The sequence below is a fragment of the Rhizobium sp. BK619 genome (assembly GCF_014195245.1).
Lineage (GTDB): Bacteria > Pseudomonadota > Alphaproteobacteria > Rhizobiales > Rhizobiaceae > Rhizobium > Rhizobium acidisoli.
The window spans coordinates 527,334-544,388 of sequence record NZ_JACIBH010000001.1 but is presented as its reverse complement, the minus strand read 5'-3'; the positions used below and the strand labels follow the sequence as shown (position 1 = coordinate 544,388).

14 protein-coding genes are annotated in these 17,055 nt (G+C 57.9%); 8 read left to right on the top strand and 6 right to left on the bottom strand.

Going from position 1 to position 17,055, the window contains the following annotated elements; translation table 11 throughout:
• Nucleotides 1–23: 23 nt before the first annotated feature.
• The 3 genes from FHX14_RS02545 to FHX14_RS02535 all read right to left on the bottom strand — a co-directional run bounded on the left by FHX14_RS02545 (nucleotide 24) and on the right by FHX14_RS02535 (nucleotide 3,073).
• Nucleotides 24–1,061: an LLM class flavin-dependent oxidoreductase gene (locus FHX14_RS02545; RefSeq protein WP_184375956.1), complete on the bottom strand. Its 1,038-nt coding sequence runs from the start codon at nucleotides 1,059–1,061 to the stop codon at nucleotides 24–26.
• Nucleotides 1,062–1,223: 162 nt separating this feature from the next.
• Nucleotides 1,224–2,261, bottom strand: a complete 1,038-nt coding sequence (locus FHX14_RS02540) for an alpha/beta hydrolase (RefSeq protein WP_184375953.1) — start codon at nucleotides 2,259–2,261, stop codon at nucleotides 1,224–1,226.
• A 146-nt stretch (nucleotides 2,262–2,407) separates the two neighbouring features.
• On the bottom strand, nucleotides 2,408–3,073 hold the full coding sequence (locus FHX14_RS02535) for a LuxR C-terminal-related transcriptional regulator (RefSeq protein ID WP_184375951.1): 666 nt from the start codon (nucleotides 3,071–3,073) through the stop codon (nucleotides 2,408–2,410).
• 249 nt (nucleotides 3,074–3,322) lie between these two features.
• On the opposite strand from FHX14_RS02535, the gene FHX14_RS02530 reads away from it, so the two are divergent.
• From FHX14_RS02530 to FHX14_RS02500, 7 genes are all read left to right on the top strand, one after another.
• Nucleotides 3,323–6,163 (top strand): winged helix-turn-helix domain-containing protein, encoded by a 2,841-nt coding sequence (locus FHX14_RS02530; protein WP_184375948.1) that lies wholly within the window; start codon nucleotides 3,323–3,325, stop codon nucleotides 6,161–6,163.
• Nucleotides 6,164–6,502: 339 nt separating this feature from the next.
• A complete protein-coding gene (locus FHX14_RS02525) occupies nucleotides 6,503–7,216 on the top strand; it encodes an SDR family oxidoreductase (RefSeq protein WP_184375946.1) in 714 nt (237 codons plus the stop codon).
• A gap of 60 nt (nucleotides 7,217–7,276) precedes the next feature.
• Complete coding sequence (locus tag FHX14_RS02520; protein WP_184375944.1) at nucleotides 7,277–7,909, top strand: DsbA family protein; 633 nt, start codon at nucleotides 7,277–7,279, stop codon at nucleotides 7,907–7,909.
• Between the two features lie 32 nt (nucleotides 7,910–7,941).
• Nucleotides 7,942–8,178, top strand: a complete 237-nt coding sequence (locus FHX14_RS02515; RefSeq protein ID WP_184375942.1) for a 4-oxalocrotonate tautomerase family protein — start codon at nucleotides 7,942–7,944, stop codon at nucleotides 8,176–8,178.
• 484 nt (nucleotides 8,179–8,662) lie between these two features.
• Complete coding sequence (locus FHX14_RS02510; protein WP_184375940.1) at nucleotides 8,663–9,364, top strand: type 1 glutamine amidotransferase domain-containing protein; 702 nt, start codon at nucleotides 8,663–8,665, stop codon at nucleotides 9,362–9,364.
• Nucleotides 9,365–9,752: 388 nt separating this feature from the next.
• Nucleotides 9,753–9,893: a hypothetical protein gene (locus FHX14_RS32880; protein WP_246713335.1), complete on the top strand. Its 141-nt coding sequence runs from the start codon at nucleotides 9,753–9,755 to the stop codon at nucleotides 9,891–9,893.
• A 1,064-nt stretch (nucleotides 9,894–10,957) separates the two neighbouring features.
• Nucleotides 10,958–12,454 carry a phospholipase D-like domain-containing protein gene (locus FHX14_RS02500; RefSeq protein WP_184375938.1) on the top strand — a complete coding sequence of 499 codons (1,497 nt, stop codon included), beginning with the start codon at nucleotides 10,958–10,960 and terminating at the stop codon, nucleotides 12,452–12,454.
• Between the two features lie 144 nt (nucleotides 12,455–12,598).
• Here the strand turns inward: FHX14_RS02500 and FHX14_RS02495 are convergent, their stop codons facing one another.
• From FHX14_RS02495 to FHX14_RS02485, 3 genes are all read right to left on the bottom strand, one after another.
• Entirely contained in the window at nucleotides 12,599–13,213 is a 615-nt protein-coding gene (locus FHX14_RS02495) for a general stress protein (RefSeq protein ID WP_184375936.1), read from the bottom strand.
• A 38-nt stretch (nucleotides 13,214–13,251) separates the two neighbouring features.
• A complete protein-coding gene (locus FHX14_RS02490; protein ID WP_003595394.1) occupies nucleotides 13,252–13,569 on the bottom strand; it encodes a hypothetical protein in 318 nt (105 codons plus the stop codon).
• 312 nt (nucleotides 13,570–13,881) lie between these two features.
• Entirely contained in the window at nucleotides 13,882–14,109 is a 228-nt protein-coding gene (locus FHX14_RS02485; protein ID WP_054184704.1) for a hypothetical protein, read from the bottom strand.
• 774 nt (nucleotides 14,110–14,883) lie between these two features.
• On the opposite strand from FHX14_RS02485, the gene FHX14_RS02480 reads away from it, so the two are divergent.
• The gene (locus tag FHX14_RS02480; protein ID WP_184375934.1) at nucleotides 14,884–17,001 is read left to right on the top strand and encodes a carboxy terminal-processing peptidase; all 2,118 of its coding nucleotides are present in this window, start codon (nucleotides 14,884–14,886) and stop codon (nucleotides 16,999–17,001) included.
• Nucleotides 17,002–17,055: the final 54 nt, after the last annotated feature.

The window sequence follows — 17,055 nt, the reverse complement described above, 5'->3', positions numbered from 1 at the left end:
GCGCTCTCCGCGACGCACACCAGCTATTCGCGCGGCTGTCCTCGCACCAAAGGCGCGACGTTGGTTCCCAGCAGCTCGATCGAACGATGCATCGCTTCCGCGTCGAGCGAGGCGGTGCTCATCTGAAAGGTGATGCGAGCAATCCCTCCCAACGTTCTGCTAACATGAGATATCTTGGCAGCCACCGTCTGTGGGCTGCCGACAAGGAACGCGCCACCCGGCCCGCACATATGCTCGAACTGCGCCTGCGTCGGCGGCGGCCAACCGCGCTCTCTTCCGGCGTCCGTGAACATTTGGAACCAACCGGGGAAGAACGCTTTCTTTGCCGCCTCGTCGGTCTCTCCGACAAATCCAAGAGCGTGGACGCCTACTCGCTGGTTTTCAGCGGGGTGCCCGCTGGCGAGCCATGCTCGACGATAGAGTTCGACCAGGGGCAGAAAGCGCTCGAAGCTCCCGCCGATGATGGCGACCATCAGCGAGAGGCCGAGAGTCCCGGCGCGGATGAAGGATTCTGGCGTGCCGCCGACGCCAAGCCAGATTGGCAATCTGGTCTGATGCGGACGCGGGAAGACACCCTCGCCATTGATCGCAGGACGAAACCGGCCCTGCCACTTGATGTTGGGCTGCTCCCTTATCTTGATTAGCAGGTCCAGCTTTTCCGCAAACAGCGCATCGTAGTCCCTCAGGTCGAAGCCAAACAGGGGATATGCCTCCACGGAAGAGCCACGACCAACCACGATCTCCGCCCGTCCGCGGGAGATCAGGTCCAGCGTTGCGAACTCCTGAAAAAGCCGCACAGGATCGGAGGCGCTAAGGACGGCGACAGCGCTCGTCAGCCTTATCGACTTGGTTCGCGCCGCCGCTGCGGCAAGTATTACGGCAGGCGCGGAATCAAGCGCGTTTGCCCTGTGGTGTTCGCCCATTCCGAAGACGTCGAGACCGACCTGGTCCGCAAGCTCCACCTCGGAAAGTACACTCTCCATTCGATCGACAGCCGACTGCAGACGACCCGTATCAGGTTCGGGCAAGAGCATCGCAAAACTATCGATACCGATTTCCAATGTTGGATCCTTTCAATGGGCTCGCACCGGAGCTATGGCGTCTGACGCCTTCCAGGCCGCAGCGTTTCCCATCTCACGACTAGGCGATGCCGCGCCAGTTGGGTTTTTCGGATGAAGATCATCGATTTTTTGGATAATTGAGCGCGTCGGGATCTCGGCTGCTCACACCCACGAATCGACGTCTCCTACCGCCTTGGCGAACGCCTCGGGCGCCTCCTGTGGTAAATTGTGGCCGATCCCGCCCACTGCGAGACGGTGTTCGTATTTCGCCTTGAACTTTGCGGCGTAGGCCTTGGAATCTGGATGAGGCGCTCCGTTGGCGTCGCCCTCTATCGTGATCGTCGGCACATGGATCTCGGGACCTGCCGCAAGCTTGGTCTCGAATTCGTCGAACCGTTTTTCGCCTCCCGTCAGGCCCAGCCGCCAGCGGTAGTTATGAACGACAATCGGGACGTGATCGGGATTGGCAAATGCTTCTGCACTCCGATCGAAGGTTTCGTCGTCGAACTTCCACTGTGGCGAGGCGAGATGCCAGATCAGCTTGGCGAACTGGTTCGTGTACTTTTCATAGCCGTCGCGACCGCGGTCCGTCGCGAAGTAGAACTGATACCACCATTGAACCTCCGCGGCTGGGGGCAGGGGCACCTTTCCAGCAGCTTGGTTCCCTATGAGATAGCCGCTGACGGATACTAAACCCCTGCATCGTTCTGGCCAGAGCGCGGCGACAATGTCGGCAGTCCGTGCACCCCAGTCGAATCCGGCGACCGTCGCCTTTTCAATCTTGAAGGCGTCCATCAGCTTGACGGCGTCGAGAGCAAGCGCCGACTGTTGGCCGTTCCGCATAGTGTCATCGGACAGGAACCTAGTGCTGCCGTATCCGCGCAGATGCGGCACGATCACACGATGACCCCGCTCTGCGAGCAAAGGCGCCACCTCGGCGAAGGCGTTGATGTCGTAGGGCCAGCCGTGGAACAGTATAACGGCCGAGCCGCCTTCAGGGCCGAGATCGGCGTATCCGACATTCAGGTCTCCGGCGTCGATACGCTTGTCGGCAACCAGGCCCATGCCCTTGTGCAGTCCGGGCATTTTGCTTTGCGCGGCACCTTCGACACGCCCTGCGAGGATTCCTGCGGCCGCCAGCCCGAGTGCTGCTCCGCCGAAGGAGCGGCGTGTCCAGGTCGCGTTGTTTGAGTTGCCCATGCCTGTGTCTCCAAAGATCGCTTGTTGAATGCCCGCCGCACGACAGGCCATTCCAGGTCCATTTCAGACAGCTGGTAGAAGTTGCTACTGTCCAATGGTGTCGGTTAGCTACGGGTTGTGCTGGAACGTGGAGGCGCTGCGGCGCTTCAGAAGGTCGAAAGTTCGTCCGCGACGGAGCCTGCAGGGCCGAGCCTTGCCGCCATATACAAAAGGTCAGGAAGTGTTCTGGCGTTCATCTTTCTCATGAGCCGGCCACGATGAGCTTTGACGGTGATCTCGCTAATATTCAACTTGAAGGCTACCTGCTTATTCAGCAAGCCTTCCACCACGAACTTCATGACTTGCCGTTCTCGCGGTGTCAGCGTGAGAAAATATGCTTCCAAACGGTTCGCCTCGTTGAACGCACGTATAGATGCGTTTACCTCCTCTGCAATTACGGCGGGATCATCCTGCTTAGGGAGGAAGGTCACCCGGAATCTGGTGGTGGCAACAGACGTGGCGGGACTGCCGCTAGGGGTGACGACGATGATTGGGCAGTGCACGGCGTAAGAACAGATCAATCGCGCGAGATCTGAGACCGGTAGATCGGCCATGCTTGCGTCAACGAGGATGCAGCTGAAACATCCAGACTGGGCGCCGCTCAGCAAGTCGTGCGCTGAGGTAAATCGTTGCAGTTGCCGGCCCATGCCCGAAATATGTACATGCAAATTGGGATCGCATTCGCTGCCGTTATCCAATACGGCGACCAAAGCATCGCTGCAGAGTGTTGTCGCCATTGTCGAGAGATCAGTTGGTTTTTTTGTGGGGGACATGTCATTGCTCCTCGTCGATCGTGCACGCGATGTGCTGCGGCTGGGGGATGATATGAATGCTTTACGCTGCCTCGCAATGAAGGTGCTCCGCGTTTTTTAAACCAGCATGCACGCCTTCACGACTTAAGTGGTGTGAGAGATCCTGAAAAAAGCTGAAGTATTCCCCTATCAGTTGTCGAAGTAGCCTTGGCGCAATCTGCCCGTCTGTGATTTTATCGATGGGGTTGAACCAGATAGATTCGGATCGCTTTGGGACAGATTGAGATAGGCCTCTTCGAGCACTCCGGATGGGAGCTTGACCTCGAAAAGCGAGAGCTGCGTGCGATGGGCGCTCCGGTACCGCTCGGCAGTCGCGCGTTCGAAATCCTCGAAACGCTTGCAGTTTCATCGGGGAGGATCGTCACGAAAGACGAGCTGATGAAGCGCGTCTGGCCTGGGATGGTCGTCGAGGAAAACACCCTCCAGGTTCATATCTCTGCAATAAGGCGTGCTCTTGGAAAGGATCGAGACCTGCTGCGTACCGTGTCCGGTCGCGGATATCGACTGCTTGGCGAGTGGACGGAACCCGAAAAGCGGTTTGCCGATCCGACGCCCGCCACGCTCGTACGGTCGAGCGAACGAGAGGGTTTTGTTACCAACATCCCCTCGGCGGCGTCCGAACTGATTGGCCGTCAGGCTGCAATTTCTCATATCGTGACGCTCATGTCGGCCTATCGACTTGTAACCTTGACGGGACCCGGTGGGATCGGAAAAACCGTACTCGCGTCCGAAGTCGCCCGACGCCTGCAGCCAACGATCGATGGGGATGCGTTCTTCGTGGAGCTGGTTTCCCTCTCGGATCCAAATCTTGTTCCCACTACACTTGCACAGGCTCTCGATCTGCGCCTTCAAAGCGACGACGTCTCTGCCGAGCTCGTTGCGCGGGCAATTGGTAACCGGAAAATGTTGCTTCTGATCGACAACTGCGAACATGTCGTCGATGCCGCTGCCGAGATGATCGAGGCGATGTTGCGCGCCTGCCCGAACGTTTCGGTTCTCGCAACGAGTCGGGAACTTCTCAGGATCGAAGGGGAGTTCACATATCGTGTGCCCCCGCTCGATGTTCCCGCGAACGAAAAGGCTGGTGATCCGCTAACGCACAGTGCGGTTCAGTTGTTTGTCGCCCGAACAAGAGCGTTGCAGTCCGACTTTAGGACGAGCGGGGACAGTGTCTCAACTATCGCGGGTATTTGTCGACATCTGGATGGAATTCCCTTAGCGATAGAGTTCGCCGCCGCCCGTGCCGCCACGTTGGGGCTTCAACAGATCGCCGGCCGATTGGATGACCGTTTCGTTCTTCTGACCGGCGGACGGCGCACTGCCTTGCCTCGGCACCGCACGCTTCGGGCAGCGCTCGATTGGAGCTATGAATTGTTGCCCGAAGGAGAGCGTCGCCTTCTGTGCAGTCTCTCCGTATATCCCGCAGGGTTTACCTTGGAGGCCGCGATGGCCGCCAGCGGGGAGGATGAGGAAGAGACCGCACTAGGGCTGTCGAACCTTGTCACGAAATCGTTGGTGACCTTCGACGGAACTGAGGCAGCCCCCCGGTGGCGCCTTCTGGAGACGGTGCGGGTCTATTCGCTGGAAAAGCTTGGAGGGGGCACCGACTATCAAATGACGATGAGGCGCACCGCGGCCTTTTTCCTTTCGTTATTTCGGCCATTTTCGAGTGAAGACTCGCTGCAGTTGGCAATCGATGGTCTGGGGCGGTACCGCCGAGAGATCGACAATCTCCGAGCCGCTTTGACTTGGGCGCTTTCTTCAGAGGGCGATGGAAAGCTCGGAGCTGGCCTTGCCGGAGTTGCCTCCGATTTCTGGATCGCGACCTCACTCGTGTCGGAGTCAGGCGAATGGGCTAAAAAAGCGCTCTCCTGCCTTGAAGGAGAGGAGGGGGGACGCACCGAACTGGTCCTGCAGTGCGCGCTGGGATTTGCGATGATTTATACTCAGGGTATGAGCGAGCAAGGTCGAACGGTGCTCGCACGCGCCCTAACACTCGCTGAAACCTTGGGTGACCAGGACTACCAGCAGCGCGTTACTTGCGCCCTATGGCTGTTTAGCGCTCGATCGGTGGAGTTGGATGATGCGCTTGTTTACGCGCAAGAATACGAGAAACGCGCCGGCGGGGGCGATGCGAGGTCACGCGCAACGGCAGCTTGGATGTCGGGTATCCCGCAGACCTATCAGGCTCACCACGTGGAGGCTCATGACCGACTTGATTGGGCGGCGAGGAACTCGCCGTCGAACAATCGTCGTACGGATATGCTCAGGCTCGGGGCGGACATTCGAACGTCCTCCATGGCGCATGATACCGTCAACTTGATCTCGTTGGGTCGATTGGAGGCGGCTTCTCAAGCAGCCGAAGACTCCGTCGATGAAGCACGTGCAACGAAGCAACCGTTTGTATTTTGCGTTGCGTTGGCCTGGGCATCCGCCTTCGTGTCACTCAGTCTGGACAATGAAGCGCGAGCACGACAATGGGGCGAAGAACTCACAGCACATGCACTGCAGCATGGCCTGAAACCTTTCTACGCGGTTGGGATATGCGTCCGAGGCAGCTTGGCGTCGCGTTCAGGCTCGCCTGCGGAGGGGATCCACGCTCTTCGGGCCGGCATTCGAGACATGCAAGAATCCTCGTATCTACTGTTCTATCCGTTTTTTATGTGTGAACTCGCAGCCGCGTTGCAGGCGGCCGGACGTTTGGACGAGGCGCTCTTGGAGATCGACAGAGCGCAGAAATTTTCAGTGGAAAAAAGCTACCGCTGGATAGTGCCCGAACTTCTACGAAAGAAAGGCGAGATAATCGCAGCACAAGACGTGGACGAGACCTTAGTCGTAGACCTATTTCGAGAGGCTGGCCGAAGAGCATCGGCTCAAGGCGGTTTGTATTGGGAACTCACAGCGGGCATGACCTACGCTGAATATCTGACCAGCCGCGGTGATCTTGGAGCGGCACAAGAAATCCTTCGTCCCGTCTACCAGCGGTTCCGCGAAGGATTCTCCAGCCCTCGACTGTTGCGCGCGAAGACGTTGCTTGACACGAAGCAATGAGCTCCCCAGACCTTTGACTGTTTCATCAGAGGCTTCGAACTCGCACGGCCTCGCTATTTGCCCGCTGGCTGACGAAGCCAGGGAATACGAAAGTATTGGCAATACCTTCGCAAGCCGTGGATGATGCAAATTCCGCCGACGTCATGAATGGCTCGTTCGTTTCGATGGGCATTTAGGTCACAAAGCGTAGCTCGCTAAAAATTATGCCGAAAAACGGTTCAGTGACTGCCGTTGCCCGGCAATTCTCCCGATGGTCGACAGCACCTAAATCAATAGCACCGACGCCGAGGGCGACGGGCGGCCCAACGAAGGACCGATGCAATTGAAAGGATGAATATCATGAGCAATCAGCAGAAGGTCGCCGTCATCACCGGTGCATCGCAGGGCATTGGTGAAGGTCTGGTCCGCGCCTACCGTGCGCGGAACTACCGTGTCGTCGCCACCTCGCGTTCAATAAAGCAAGGCTCCGACGATGGCGTACATGCCGTGGGGGGCGACATCTCTAGCTCCGAGACCGCAGAGCGCGTCGTTCGCGAAGCGGTTGACCGTTTCGGTCGTATCGACACGTTGGTGAACAATGCCGGCGTCTTCACAGCAAAGGCTTTTGTCGACTTCACTCAGGAAGATTACGACCTGAACTTCGGCGTGAACGTCTCGGGCTTCTTCCACATCACGCAGCGGGCTGCGAGGCAGATGCTCAAGCACGGCTCTGGCCACATCGTCAGCATCACGACCAGCTTAGTAAACCAGCCGGTGTCAAGCGTCCCCACGGCCCTTGCTTCGCTCACGAAGGGCGGTCTTAACGCCGTTACGAAGGAACTGGCGATTGAGTTCGCCAAGACGGGCGTTCGGGTGAATGCCGTGTCTCCTGGCATCATCAAGACCCCGATGCATGCTCCAGAGACCCACGAGTTCCTCTCCGCGCTGCATCCCGTCGGCCACATGGGCGAGATCAGCGACATCGTCGACGCCGTGATCTACCTCGAAGGCGCAAGCTTCGTCACGGGCGAGATCCTTCATGTCGACGGTGGCCAGAACGCCGGCCGCTGGTAGGTCTCGAACATCACGCGGGCACGTGGCCTGAATAAGCCGCTGCGAGTGAAAGGAAAAAGAATGGAACTTGTACTAGCCGCCGATCCGATGTGCTCGTGGTGCTATGGATTCGGCAAACAGATGGCGCTGCTGCTTGAGCGGCGTCCGGAACTGTCCGTCAAGATCATCCTCGGTGGTTTGCGCGCGGGTGCGACCGACGTTCTCGATGACGCGGGAAAGCAGTTCAGACTGCACCACTGGGGCAAGGTCGAGGAAGCCAGCGGCGTACCGTTCAACCGAAAAGGTCTTCTGGCCAGAAAAGGCTTCGTCTACGATACTGAACCCGTGTGCCGTGCGGTGGTGACTGCCCGCATTCTTAGGCCGGAAGCCGATCTTCTGAGCGTCTTCCGAGCGTTCCAGCATGCCTTCTACGTAGATGCGCTCGACACGACGGACGGGGCAGTACTGGCTGAGACCGGTTCTCGCGCGCTCGCCGAACTCGGTCATCCCGTCAGCTCGGAGGAATTCCTGGCGGAATGGGACAAGCGTAGCACTATCGAAGAAGCTGCAACGGACTTCGCGCCCGTGCGAGCAATGGGCGTTTCAAGCTTCCCGACCTTGTTCTTGAAGAAGGGGGGAACTCTCGGCAAGGTCGGCGCTGGGTACGCTCATGTCGACGAACTTGAGAAGCACCTCGCTGCAATGGCCGCTTAGCAGATCGACGAGCCCAACAAGGAGAATAAAAAATGCCCATCGTCACCGTACAAGTAACCCGTGAAGGCACGACCCCCGATCGCACCTCGGTAACATCCGAGGAGAAAGCGGCCATCATCGCTGGCGTCAGCCAGGTCATGCTCGACGTCCTCAACAAGCCGCTGGAATCAACCTACGTGGTGATTGAGGAAGTCGACTTGGACAACTGGGGCTGGGGCGGCCTTCCAACCGTCCAATACCGAAAGAAGAAGGCTGAGGGCAAAACCTGACGTTACTGTATTTCAGAGGAATATATGCACGCCGCCGGTGATCACTGGCGGCGTGTGCATTTTTCGGTGCCGACGGGATCTAAAGGAACGGAAGTAGCCGAAGCTCTCGGCTCGGCAAACAGGTGCCGAAAACGCTATGAACGAAGTGGATTCATTCCAGCCAGCCGGCGTGCTTGGTGCCGCGGCAACGATTCGCCATTGCTTCTCCGTGTCGTCGAGGCGTCGGAACGCCGTCGTGCAATAGCCTTGGCCTACTCAAGCCTCACGCGCGCGCAACTCGGACTAAGATTGGTCGTTCGGCATGGGTAGCGCGCGCAGTACTTGACAGGCGGGCTCCGATAGCGGTCATACCCCGCCCGATTGATCACCAACACCAAGGTATTGGCGATACTAACGTGCACATGCAAATCCCCCTAATCCAAGACATGCTTCCGGTCGTGCAGCAAACCGGCTGCGAATTAAGAAAAGTGGAAGGAGCCTGAGCATGAAGATCCTTATGGTATTCACCTCGCACGACACCCTCGGAAGCACAGGGCGCAAAACTGGTTTTTGGCTGGAGGAGGGCGCCGCACCGTACTACGTCTTCCGAGATGCAGGCGTCGACTTGACGCTCGTGTCCCCAAAAGGGGGTCAACCCCCGATCGATCCAAAGAGCGATCTGCCGGAAAATCGGACCCCCGCCATGACGCGGTTCAAGGGCGACGAGGCCGCGCAGATGGTTTTTGCGAGCACCAAAAAGCTGAGCGAAGCCCGTTCCGAAGATTTCGATGCCGTCTTTTATCCCGGCGGCCATGGTCCCATGTGGGATCTCGTGGACAATTCGGATTCCATCAAGCTGATCGAATCCTTTTACAACGCCGGCAAGCCGGTGGCGGCAGTCTGCCACGCGCCGGCCGTGTTTCACCGCGTCACCTATAACGGCGCTCCGATTGTCAAGGGAAAGCGGGTCACAGGCTTTACCAATGGCGAGGAGGAGGAAGTGCAACTGACGAAGGTTGTTCCTTTCCTCGTTGAGGACGAGCTCATACGTCTCGGCGGTCTCTACGAGAAGAAGGCGAACTGGGAGAGCTTCGCTATCACCGACGGCATGTTGATCACTGGGCAGAACCCGGCATCTTCCACCGCAGGAGCTCAGGCCCTCATCAAGCTTCTCACCAGTGTGAAAGCCGGCGCCGTGGGGCCCTAGCGATCATCTGCACGGGAAAAGGAGGCCGCCGGATGGTGCTCCTGCGGCCTCTTTTTGGACTCGTTTCTACAACAGCGAATTCAGGTTGATGGAAAGGTGACGGCTTTCGTTTGGAGAAACGCTTAAATCTCCGGGGCGGCCTCACGTCCAATGCCATACATCTTGAATCCTCCGAAGGGCGCCGCCGTGGCCAGTTTCATGCCATTGATGTGAACCTGCCCGGTGTAAAAATCTGCGAGCAATTTTAATGCATTGGAGCGATGACCTCGCTTCGATTGTCTGCTTTCCACCTCGCATGAGGTAAGCCATAATCCAGCTCTGCTCAAGTCGTCTCGGATATCACTTGCCAGCGAACCGCATAGTTAATTTGATAGTCGGGAGGAACAACGTGACATTAACCGCAACGGCGACGCAACTGTCGCAAATGCTCCACAACGCCTTCACAAAGTTTGATCGCGATGGCGACGACAAACTGAATTCCGAGGAGGTCGCGAGCTTCAACGAGGTGCTGGAGCCTGGGCTGAAATAGGATGACAAGGGCAATCCTAGCGTGGACATGAACGCAAGGATGGATCACGATGGCGACGGGCTGGTCGACAGGGACGAGATGGATTCGACGGGAGTACTAATGCCGTCAAATTTGACCGAATTCAACATTGAAGTCGATGATCGAATATTTGCATTTGACGGTCGATCCCGCCGCTATCCAGGCTGCGACTATACTCGAGGGCGATTCCACGCAGTAAGGCCAAACGTCACAACTCTTGCGACGACCAGCCTCTGTACGCCCCCTCGATACCAGGCTTGCCTCTGGCCGACGAGTTGCTTATCAGTGGCTCGTTCGACTTTCGAATCGTTGAGTTTGGAAGTCTGACGTCGTCTTGGCATCTTAAAAATTGAGCTCCGCCGCTTCCAGCGCGGCCTCGTATATTTCAACGTCTGGAGCCACGGTCCCAGCCAATTACGCCGACCCCACCAACAAGGCGAGCCTCCGCCCATAGCGCAAAACCTTTCTTAGGATATCAGAAAAAGCTCACCGGTCTTTCTGGCCTTCACCGCCTTCTTCTTCTCCTCGATGAGGGCCAGCAATGCTTCCTGTATGGGATCGGTTGTCAATCAGCGTCCAAAATTCACGCTTATCCGCGTCCAATTTCGGTTCTGACGCAGATATAGTGCAATTCTCTCATGTCGCGCCGATCCGGCGGGCGCCCGTTCGTCTGGCGCTCCAGCTGGTCCGCGCCGCAGATGCTTTTCTCCTTCGCATGCAGATATCGCATGGGCGCAAAGCGAGAATGGCCGCCATGAGCCGGTTGGGCAAAGGTCGTCGCGGCTGAGATCACTTCTTATTGTTCTTTCCAAACAGGGTCCCGAAGGCGCGACGCCAGGACCCTGCCCTCCTGGGACTGGCCGCAAGAGGTTATCCGTTTCCGGTTGCTGTTGGCGTTCAGAAATGAGAAGTACTTCCGCGAGGGAAAAGCCGACAGGTCGTATTCCCGAGAGCAGGCCTCGCTCGAAAGCCTTACGCAATTCGGGTTTCATCAATCAACGGGGTTGCGCGGTGTCCCGTGCAGCGAGACGGACTAAGGAAAATTAATGTCAGAATTGCTTCAACCATCCTCCAATATCTGGCGGGCGGAGCGGGCTGACGAGTTCGCGATAATAATTGACGCAGACGACTACTTCGCCGCCGCCCGGACGGCGATGGCGTCGGCCCAAAAGTCGATTTTCCTCGTGGGATGGGATTTCGATGCGTCTATTACCCTCGGCCGTCCAGGCGACCATTATGAAGGACCGAGCCATGTCGGAGATTTTCTTCTGTGGCTGACCAAGAAAAACCCGGACCTTGAGATTCGGCTTCTCCTCTGGAATCCCGGTTTCCTCTCAAGCTGGGCGAAACTGTCGAACCTTCCCTATCTCCTTCGATGGAAGCTCCATCGCCAAATAACTGTTCTTCTGGACGGCAATCATCCGATCGGCAGTTCGCACCACCAAAAGATCCTTGTGATTGACGATTCGATTGCTTTTTGTGGCGGCATCGACGTCACGGCAGGGCGCTGGGATACGCGTAAGCACCTGGATGACGATCCGCTTCGCAGGCGGCCCAATGGAACGTCTTATGGCCCTTGGCATGATGTCTCGAGTTTCTGCGCGGGGCCGGCCGCAGAAGCGCTTGGCGATCTCTGCCGTTCAAGATGGCGATCTGCGGGCGGTGAGCAGCTGGCACCGGTCGTTTTCCCACATGAGCGCCCATTCATCAACGGCGCCATCTCGTTCGGACCCGTCACTCTCGGAATTTCTCGCACAATGCCTGCCTATGGAGATCAGGCAGGTGTTGCGGAGATCGAGCGGCTTTATGTCGACATGATCATGTCAGCCGAGCGGTTGATTTACGCGGAGAGTCAGTATTTCGCCTCCCGGGTTATCGCCCAGGCTCTTGCCAAACGTCTCGAAGAAAACGACGGTCCGGAAGTTATTCTCATCAACCCGGTTAAAGCAGACAACTGGCTGGGCGAGCTTGCAATGGACACAGCACGAGCGCGCCTGAGGGAAGCTTTGCGCCCGCACGATCGCCATAAGCGATTTCGAATTTATCATCCGATAACAACCGATGGTGTGCCGGTTTACGTCCATTCAAAGTTGATGATCGTAGATGATAAAGCGTTACGCGTCGGATCATCAAACTTCAACAACCGATCCATGCGGTTTGATAACGAATGTGACGTTGCTTTTGAGGCTGGGCAAACCGAGCAACTATCGAGCCGACTGGTCGACCTACGCAATATTCTCTTGGCGGAACACCTCGGCGTTGATCCGGATGAAGTGGCTCAGACGATTAGACGCTCGAAGTCAGTTATTGCAGCCATCGAGGAACTAAGAGATACGCCCAACGGGGATCGACCCGGAAACAGGCCAACCTTGGTCCCCTATGACACCCCGGCGATATCAGACCTGGAGGAATGGCTGGCGGATAACGAGATCCTCGACCCGGAAGGTCCTGAGGCGGTGATGGAGCCGATGGAAAGGCGAGGGCTATTCCGGGGGCTCCTGACAACCCCGTTAAAAAGAAAGTTCAGATTGAGATCGCGTTAGGTTTACCTTGAAGGTGGGGTTCGCGCCGCCTCTGCTCAACAAAAGCGTCCTGTCGTAACGTGAAAAAGGCGATCCAGCCGGAAACCCGCCGACGTATCGGCGGGTTGTTTAGTCCCTCGAGCGTGGCGACGCTCAAGGTGTTCCTCAGATACCGGTGCTGCGGTCATAACGACGACGTTCTTGCTCGACCTCCGCCGGCGTATAGGGATCAAGCGTAGGATCGAACGATTTCCAGCCGCCTTCTAAATAAGCGTTGCGGCGAGCAGCAACATCGACACGGGGTGACTTTGCCAGAATGTCCTCCGCCGCACCGATTAGCGTGTCGGGAACGCGAGCCGTCACCAAAGTGCCGCCGCGACGAACGCCTTCAGCGTAAACATGAGCGTCTCTCTCATCGACGCCGGCGTCCGTCAGGGCACCGATCAGACCGCCAGCAGCACCCCCGACAACCGCACCGGTTGCAGCACCCGCTAAAGCCGCTGCCAGCCAGCCTGCGGCGACCACAGGGCCGACGCCCGGAATGGCCATGATGCCAAGGCCGGTGAGGAGGCCGCCGGTGCCGCCGAGCACGGCGCCGATTCCTGCGCCTTTACCCGCATCTTCTGCGACATCATTGTCGTCGGCATCGATTTTGTGGCGGCTGTCGCTGTTGTTGGAAACGACACTGATCTCGTCGTGATCAATGCCGAGGGACCGAAGCTGGGAGACGGCACTCTCGGCATCGGTATAAGAGTCGAAAAGTCCTGTTACGGTTCTCATGGGAGATCTCCTTCAAGTTTCTCTAAGCGGTGCGCTGGCTACTTCGCGACGACGTTACCCTGGTAGTCCAAACCGACCATGACGGACTTCGCACCCTTCTTGGCGCTGGCCTGCCAGATGCCCTTGTCATCGAGCTTAAGCCCCGTTACGTCGGAATAGCCGGCGTCTTCGATCCGCGACTTGGCCTGACTTTCGGTAAAGCTGTTAGCCCCCTCGACCGGAGCAGTTGGGTTTTTCTCCGCCGGCGTCGCAACGGCCGGTGTTTTCGGATCCGCCGTTGGCTTGGGCGCGGTCTGCGCAAGTGCGGATGAGGCAGCAAGCGCGGCGGCGAAGGCTGCGAAAATTAACCTGTTCATTGAGGTTCCTCCTGATTTCTTGAGGTGATGACGGGGAGGGAACTCAGTGCAGCTCTCTAGGTTCCACCGGCTAAGGAGGTCTCGGACTTTGGTCTGAGTGCGAGAAGTTTCAAGAAGTTACCACTACCCTCGGCGCATGGTATGTAGATCGCGGAGGAGGCATCGGGGTAAGACCCATCCCTTTGCCAAAAGTGAGGACGTCACCTTTCGCAGCGCCTATAGAGAGATCCTTCGCAGTGACCTACAGCTAGTTTCCCCCAAAACACCCTGGGCCTTGCCTAGCTTTTAAAAGCCAGTTGCCGAACAGCCGACTTACTCGGCGGCATACCGCATCGGAATTCCGTGTGGCGGTTCGGCGATGGCGATGAATTCGAAGTCGCCCAGCATGTAGTGCTGATCCGAACCAATGACCGCGACGGTCCAATAATCAGGATCCTCACCGAAAACGGACGACACCTCCACAACGGTGATTTTGCCGTCGAAGTGTTTCCAAGAACTGGCCCAATAAAGCTTGCCCGGCACCAAACCCGCGATAGCCACAAAGAAACTCCAGATTGAGGTCGAAGAACGAAAAAGATAGAAGTGCGGAACCGAAAGGCAACAGCCTCAGCCTGCTTTCCGCATTATACTCGAACGTTCGATCCCGTTCTGATGCGCTTTTTCTCATTGCGGGTTTGTCCACAACGGCGTCGCCACCTATCCTCCTCCAGCTGGCTCGTCGCTCGACCCCTCGGTCTGACAATATCCCCCCGGACTTGAAGTTAGCCGTCTGCGCGCTGAGGTTGATTTCCGAGCGGTGGCCTTGCCGACGCTGGGCAGGTCTTGGCCACGCAGATGTATAACGGGTGCGGCTGCGCACTTGAAGATCTGGCGCGGCCGCTGTGGTCGTCGACGGAGGGCGTTGGTTAAGACCTTCGATCACTTCGAGGAGCTATACGGCGAGGAAACGGAGATTCAGTCTAATCCCGATCGAGATAAATATGCGCTTATGTGGTTTGTTCCGTTCCGCCGCTGCATTATGCCGAACGCAACGGCGGGGGCAGTCGGTCCCGCCTCCCAGTCGGCCGCTATGCTGAGCCTCCTGCGGCTGCCGTTACTCCGCCCTTAGCGTGGGGAGCATTCCCGATTGCCCATTCTCCTTCCAACAGGTCCGCTCCAGCGAGGTGATAGACGTCAATTTCTCCCGATCGATGGCGCCCGGCCGTTTTCAACGCTTCGCGACAATGTCATTTGCCAGCTGGTTGCCAAAAAACCATGATTGCCTCACATAGATCACAGATCGATCACAGGCATGAAGAATTGGATCAACGCTGCATGCGCATAGCTTACGTTTTTCTCGGTGCATTTCTTGCAATCGTACAGTCCGCCTCTGCTGAAGTCGCATCGCCGCCGGTTTTGGCGCCGCTGGAGCGACAGGCCGAAGCTGCTCAGTTGAGTGCGCAATTTCTCTCGCGCTATAGCTACAAGCCCGTCCCGCTCGACGATGCCCTGTCGGCGAGGGTCATGGATGGCTTCATCAAGTCGCTTGATCCAGACCGCATGCTGTTCCTGCAGGCCGATATCGACAAGTTCATGGCCGAGCGCAGCGAGATCGACGATGCGATCGAGCGGAAGGACCTAAAGATCCCGTTTGCGATCTTCAACGCCTATGAACAGCGCGTCGTCGACCGCATGACCTATGCGCGCAGCCTGCTGAAGCAGGATTTCGATTTCAGCGGGCAGGATAATTATTCGGTGCTGCGCGAGAAAGCCCCCTGGCCGCAGTCACAAGCCGAGAGCGATGAGCTGTGGCGCAAGCGCGTCAAGAGCGACTGGCTGCGGCTGAAGCTTGGCGGCAAAGCCGATGCGGCTATTCGCGAAACGCTCGACAAACGCTATGAAAACACGCTCGAGCGCGCTTACAAGTTCAAGAGCGACGACGTGTTCCAGTCGTTCATGGACGCCTATTCGAACGCGATTGATCCGCACACGGATTATTTTGGCGCGGCCGCTTCGGCCGATTTCGATGTATCGATGAAGCTTTCGCTGTTCGGCATCGGGGCGGTGCTGCAGGAGCGCGACGACTATACGACGATCCGTGAGCTGGTGCCCGGCGGGCCGGCTGAACTCTCAGGCAAGCTGGCGGTCGGCGACCGCATCACCGGCGTCGGCCAGGGCAAGAGTGGGCCGATCAAGGAAGTTGTGGGCACGCGGCTTGATGAAGTCGTGCAAATGATCCGCGGGAAAAAAGGCTCCGTCGTGCGCCTCGACATCCTGCCGGCAGACGCTGGCGCCGATGCCACGCATCGCGTCGTCAGTCTGGTGCGCGATAAGATCAGCCTGGAAAAGCAGGCCGCCAGGAAGACCGTGCAGACCGTGAAAGTGGGCGACACCGAGCGTAAGATCGGGATCATCACGCTACCGGTCTTCTATGAGGATTTTGAAGCCAAGGGCAAAGGCGACAAGGATTATAAAAGCGCCAGCCGCGATGTCGCCAAGCTTCTAGAAGAGCTGAAGCAAGAGAATGTAGACAGCGTTCTCATGGACCTGCGCAACAATGGCGGCGGTTCATTGGACGAGGCGATCGATTTGACCGGCCTGTTCATCGGCAAGGGTCCGGTTGTCCAGCAGCGCCGCAGCGACGGCAAGATCGAGGTCAAAAGCTCGGATCTGGCCGAGCCTGTCTGGTCAGGCCCAATGGGTGTTCTGATCAATCGCGGCTCGGCCTCGGCTTCGGAGATTTTTGCCGCGGCCATCCAGGATTACGGTCGCGGCGTGATTGTCGGCGAAGCCAGCTTCGGCAAGGGCACGGTGCAGACCGTCGTCGATCTCGACCAGATGGTGCACAACAGCAAGCCCGAATATGGCGAGCTAAAGGTGACGATCGCCCAGTTCTTCCGGGTCAATGGCGGCACGACGCAGCTGCGCGGCGTCACCCCCGATATCAGCCTGCCGGGATTGTCTGATCCGACAAGCTTCGGCGAGACAAGCTATGACAATGCCCTGCCATGGGCCGAGATCAAGCCGGCGAAATACGCGCCCGAAGGCAATGTCACGGCCTTGCTGCCGGCATTGCAAAGCCGCCATGATGCGCGGGTGAAGGGCGATCCGGATTTCCAGCGCCTGGTAAAGGACATTGCCGACCTGAAGGCGCAGCGCGAGAAAGGCATCGTCTCCCTGAACGAAGCGGAACGTCGCAAGGAAGCGGCGGCGCGCGAGAAGCGGTTCAAGGATCGGGCGCAGGCAAGCGATGGCGATAATCCCGCAGGCGATGACGGCCTGGAGGCGGGCGAGCGCAGCCTGACCGCCGATATCGCCCTCGAAAACGCCCGCAAGAACGCAAAAGACGTCCTGCTCGACGAGGCCGCCGCCATTCTTGCAGACGAGGTGGGATTGCAGGATGGTGTCCTGAATGCTGCCACGAAACCATCGGGACAGGCGGACGGGAAATAGCATGCCGACTGGGTAGGAGATAGCCGACAGACGCGTAACGACAGTATCTTACAT

Bases quoted from the DNA above. Each gene is read 5' to 3' on its own strand.
- FHX14_RS02540 (WP_184375953.1), bottom strand. From the start codon at position 2,261: ATGGGCAACTCAAACAACGCGACCTGGACACGCCGCTCCTTCGGCGGA.
- FHX14_RS02535 (WP_184375951.1), bottom strand. From the start codon at position 3,073: ATGTCCCCCACAAAAAAACCAACTGATCTCTCGACAATGGCGACAACA.
- FHX14_RS02525 (WP_184375946.1), top strand. From the start codon at position 6,503: ATGAGCAATCAGCAGAAGGTCGCCGTCATCACCGGTGCATCGCAGGGC.
- FHX14_RS02520 (WP_184375944.1), top strand. From the start codon at position 7,277: ATGGAACTTGTACTAGCCGCCGATCCGATGTGCTCGTGGTGCTATGGA.
- FHX14_RS02515 (WP_184375942.1), top strand. From the start codon at position 7,942: ATGCCCATCGTCACCGTACAAGTAACCCGTGAAGGCACGACCCCCGAT.
- FHX14_RS02510 (WP_184375940.1), top strand. From the start codon at position 8,663: ATGAAGATCCTTATGGTATTCACCTCGCACGACACCCTCGGAAGCACA.
- FHX14_RS02500 (WP_184375938.1), top strand. From the start codon at position 10,958: ATGTCAGAATTGCTTCAACCATCCTCCAATATCTGGCGGGCGGAGCGG.
- FHX14_RS02495 (WP_184375936.1), bottom strand. From the start codon at position 13,213: ATGAGAACCGTAACAGGACTTTTCGACTCTTATACCGATGCCGAGAGT.
- FHX14_RS02490 (WP_003595394.1), bottom strand. From the start codon at position 13,569: ATGAACAGGTTAATTTTCGCAGCCTTCGCCGCCGCGCTTGCTGCCTCA.
- FHX14_RS02480 (WP_184375934.1), top strand. From the start codon at position 14,884: ATGCGCATAGCTTACGTTTTTCTCGGTGCATTTCTTGCAATCGTACAG.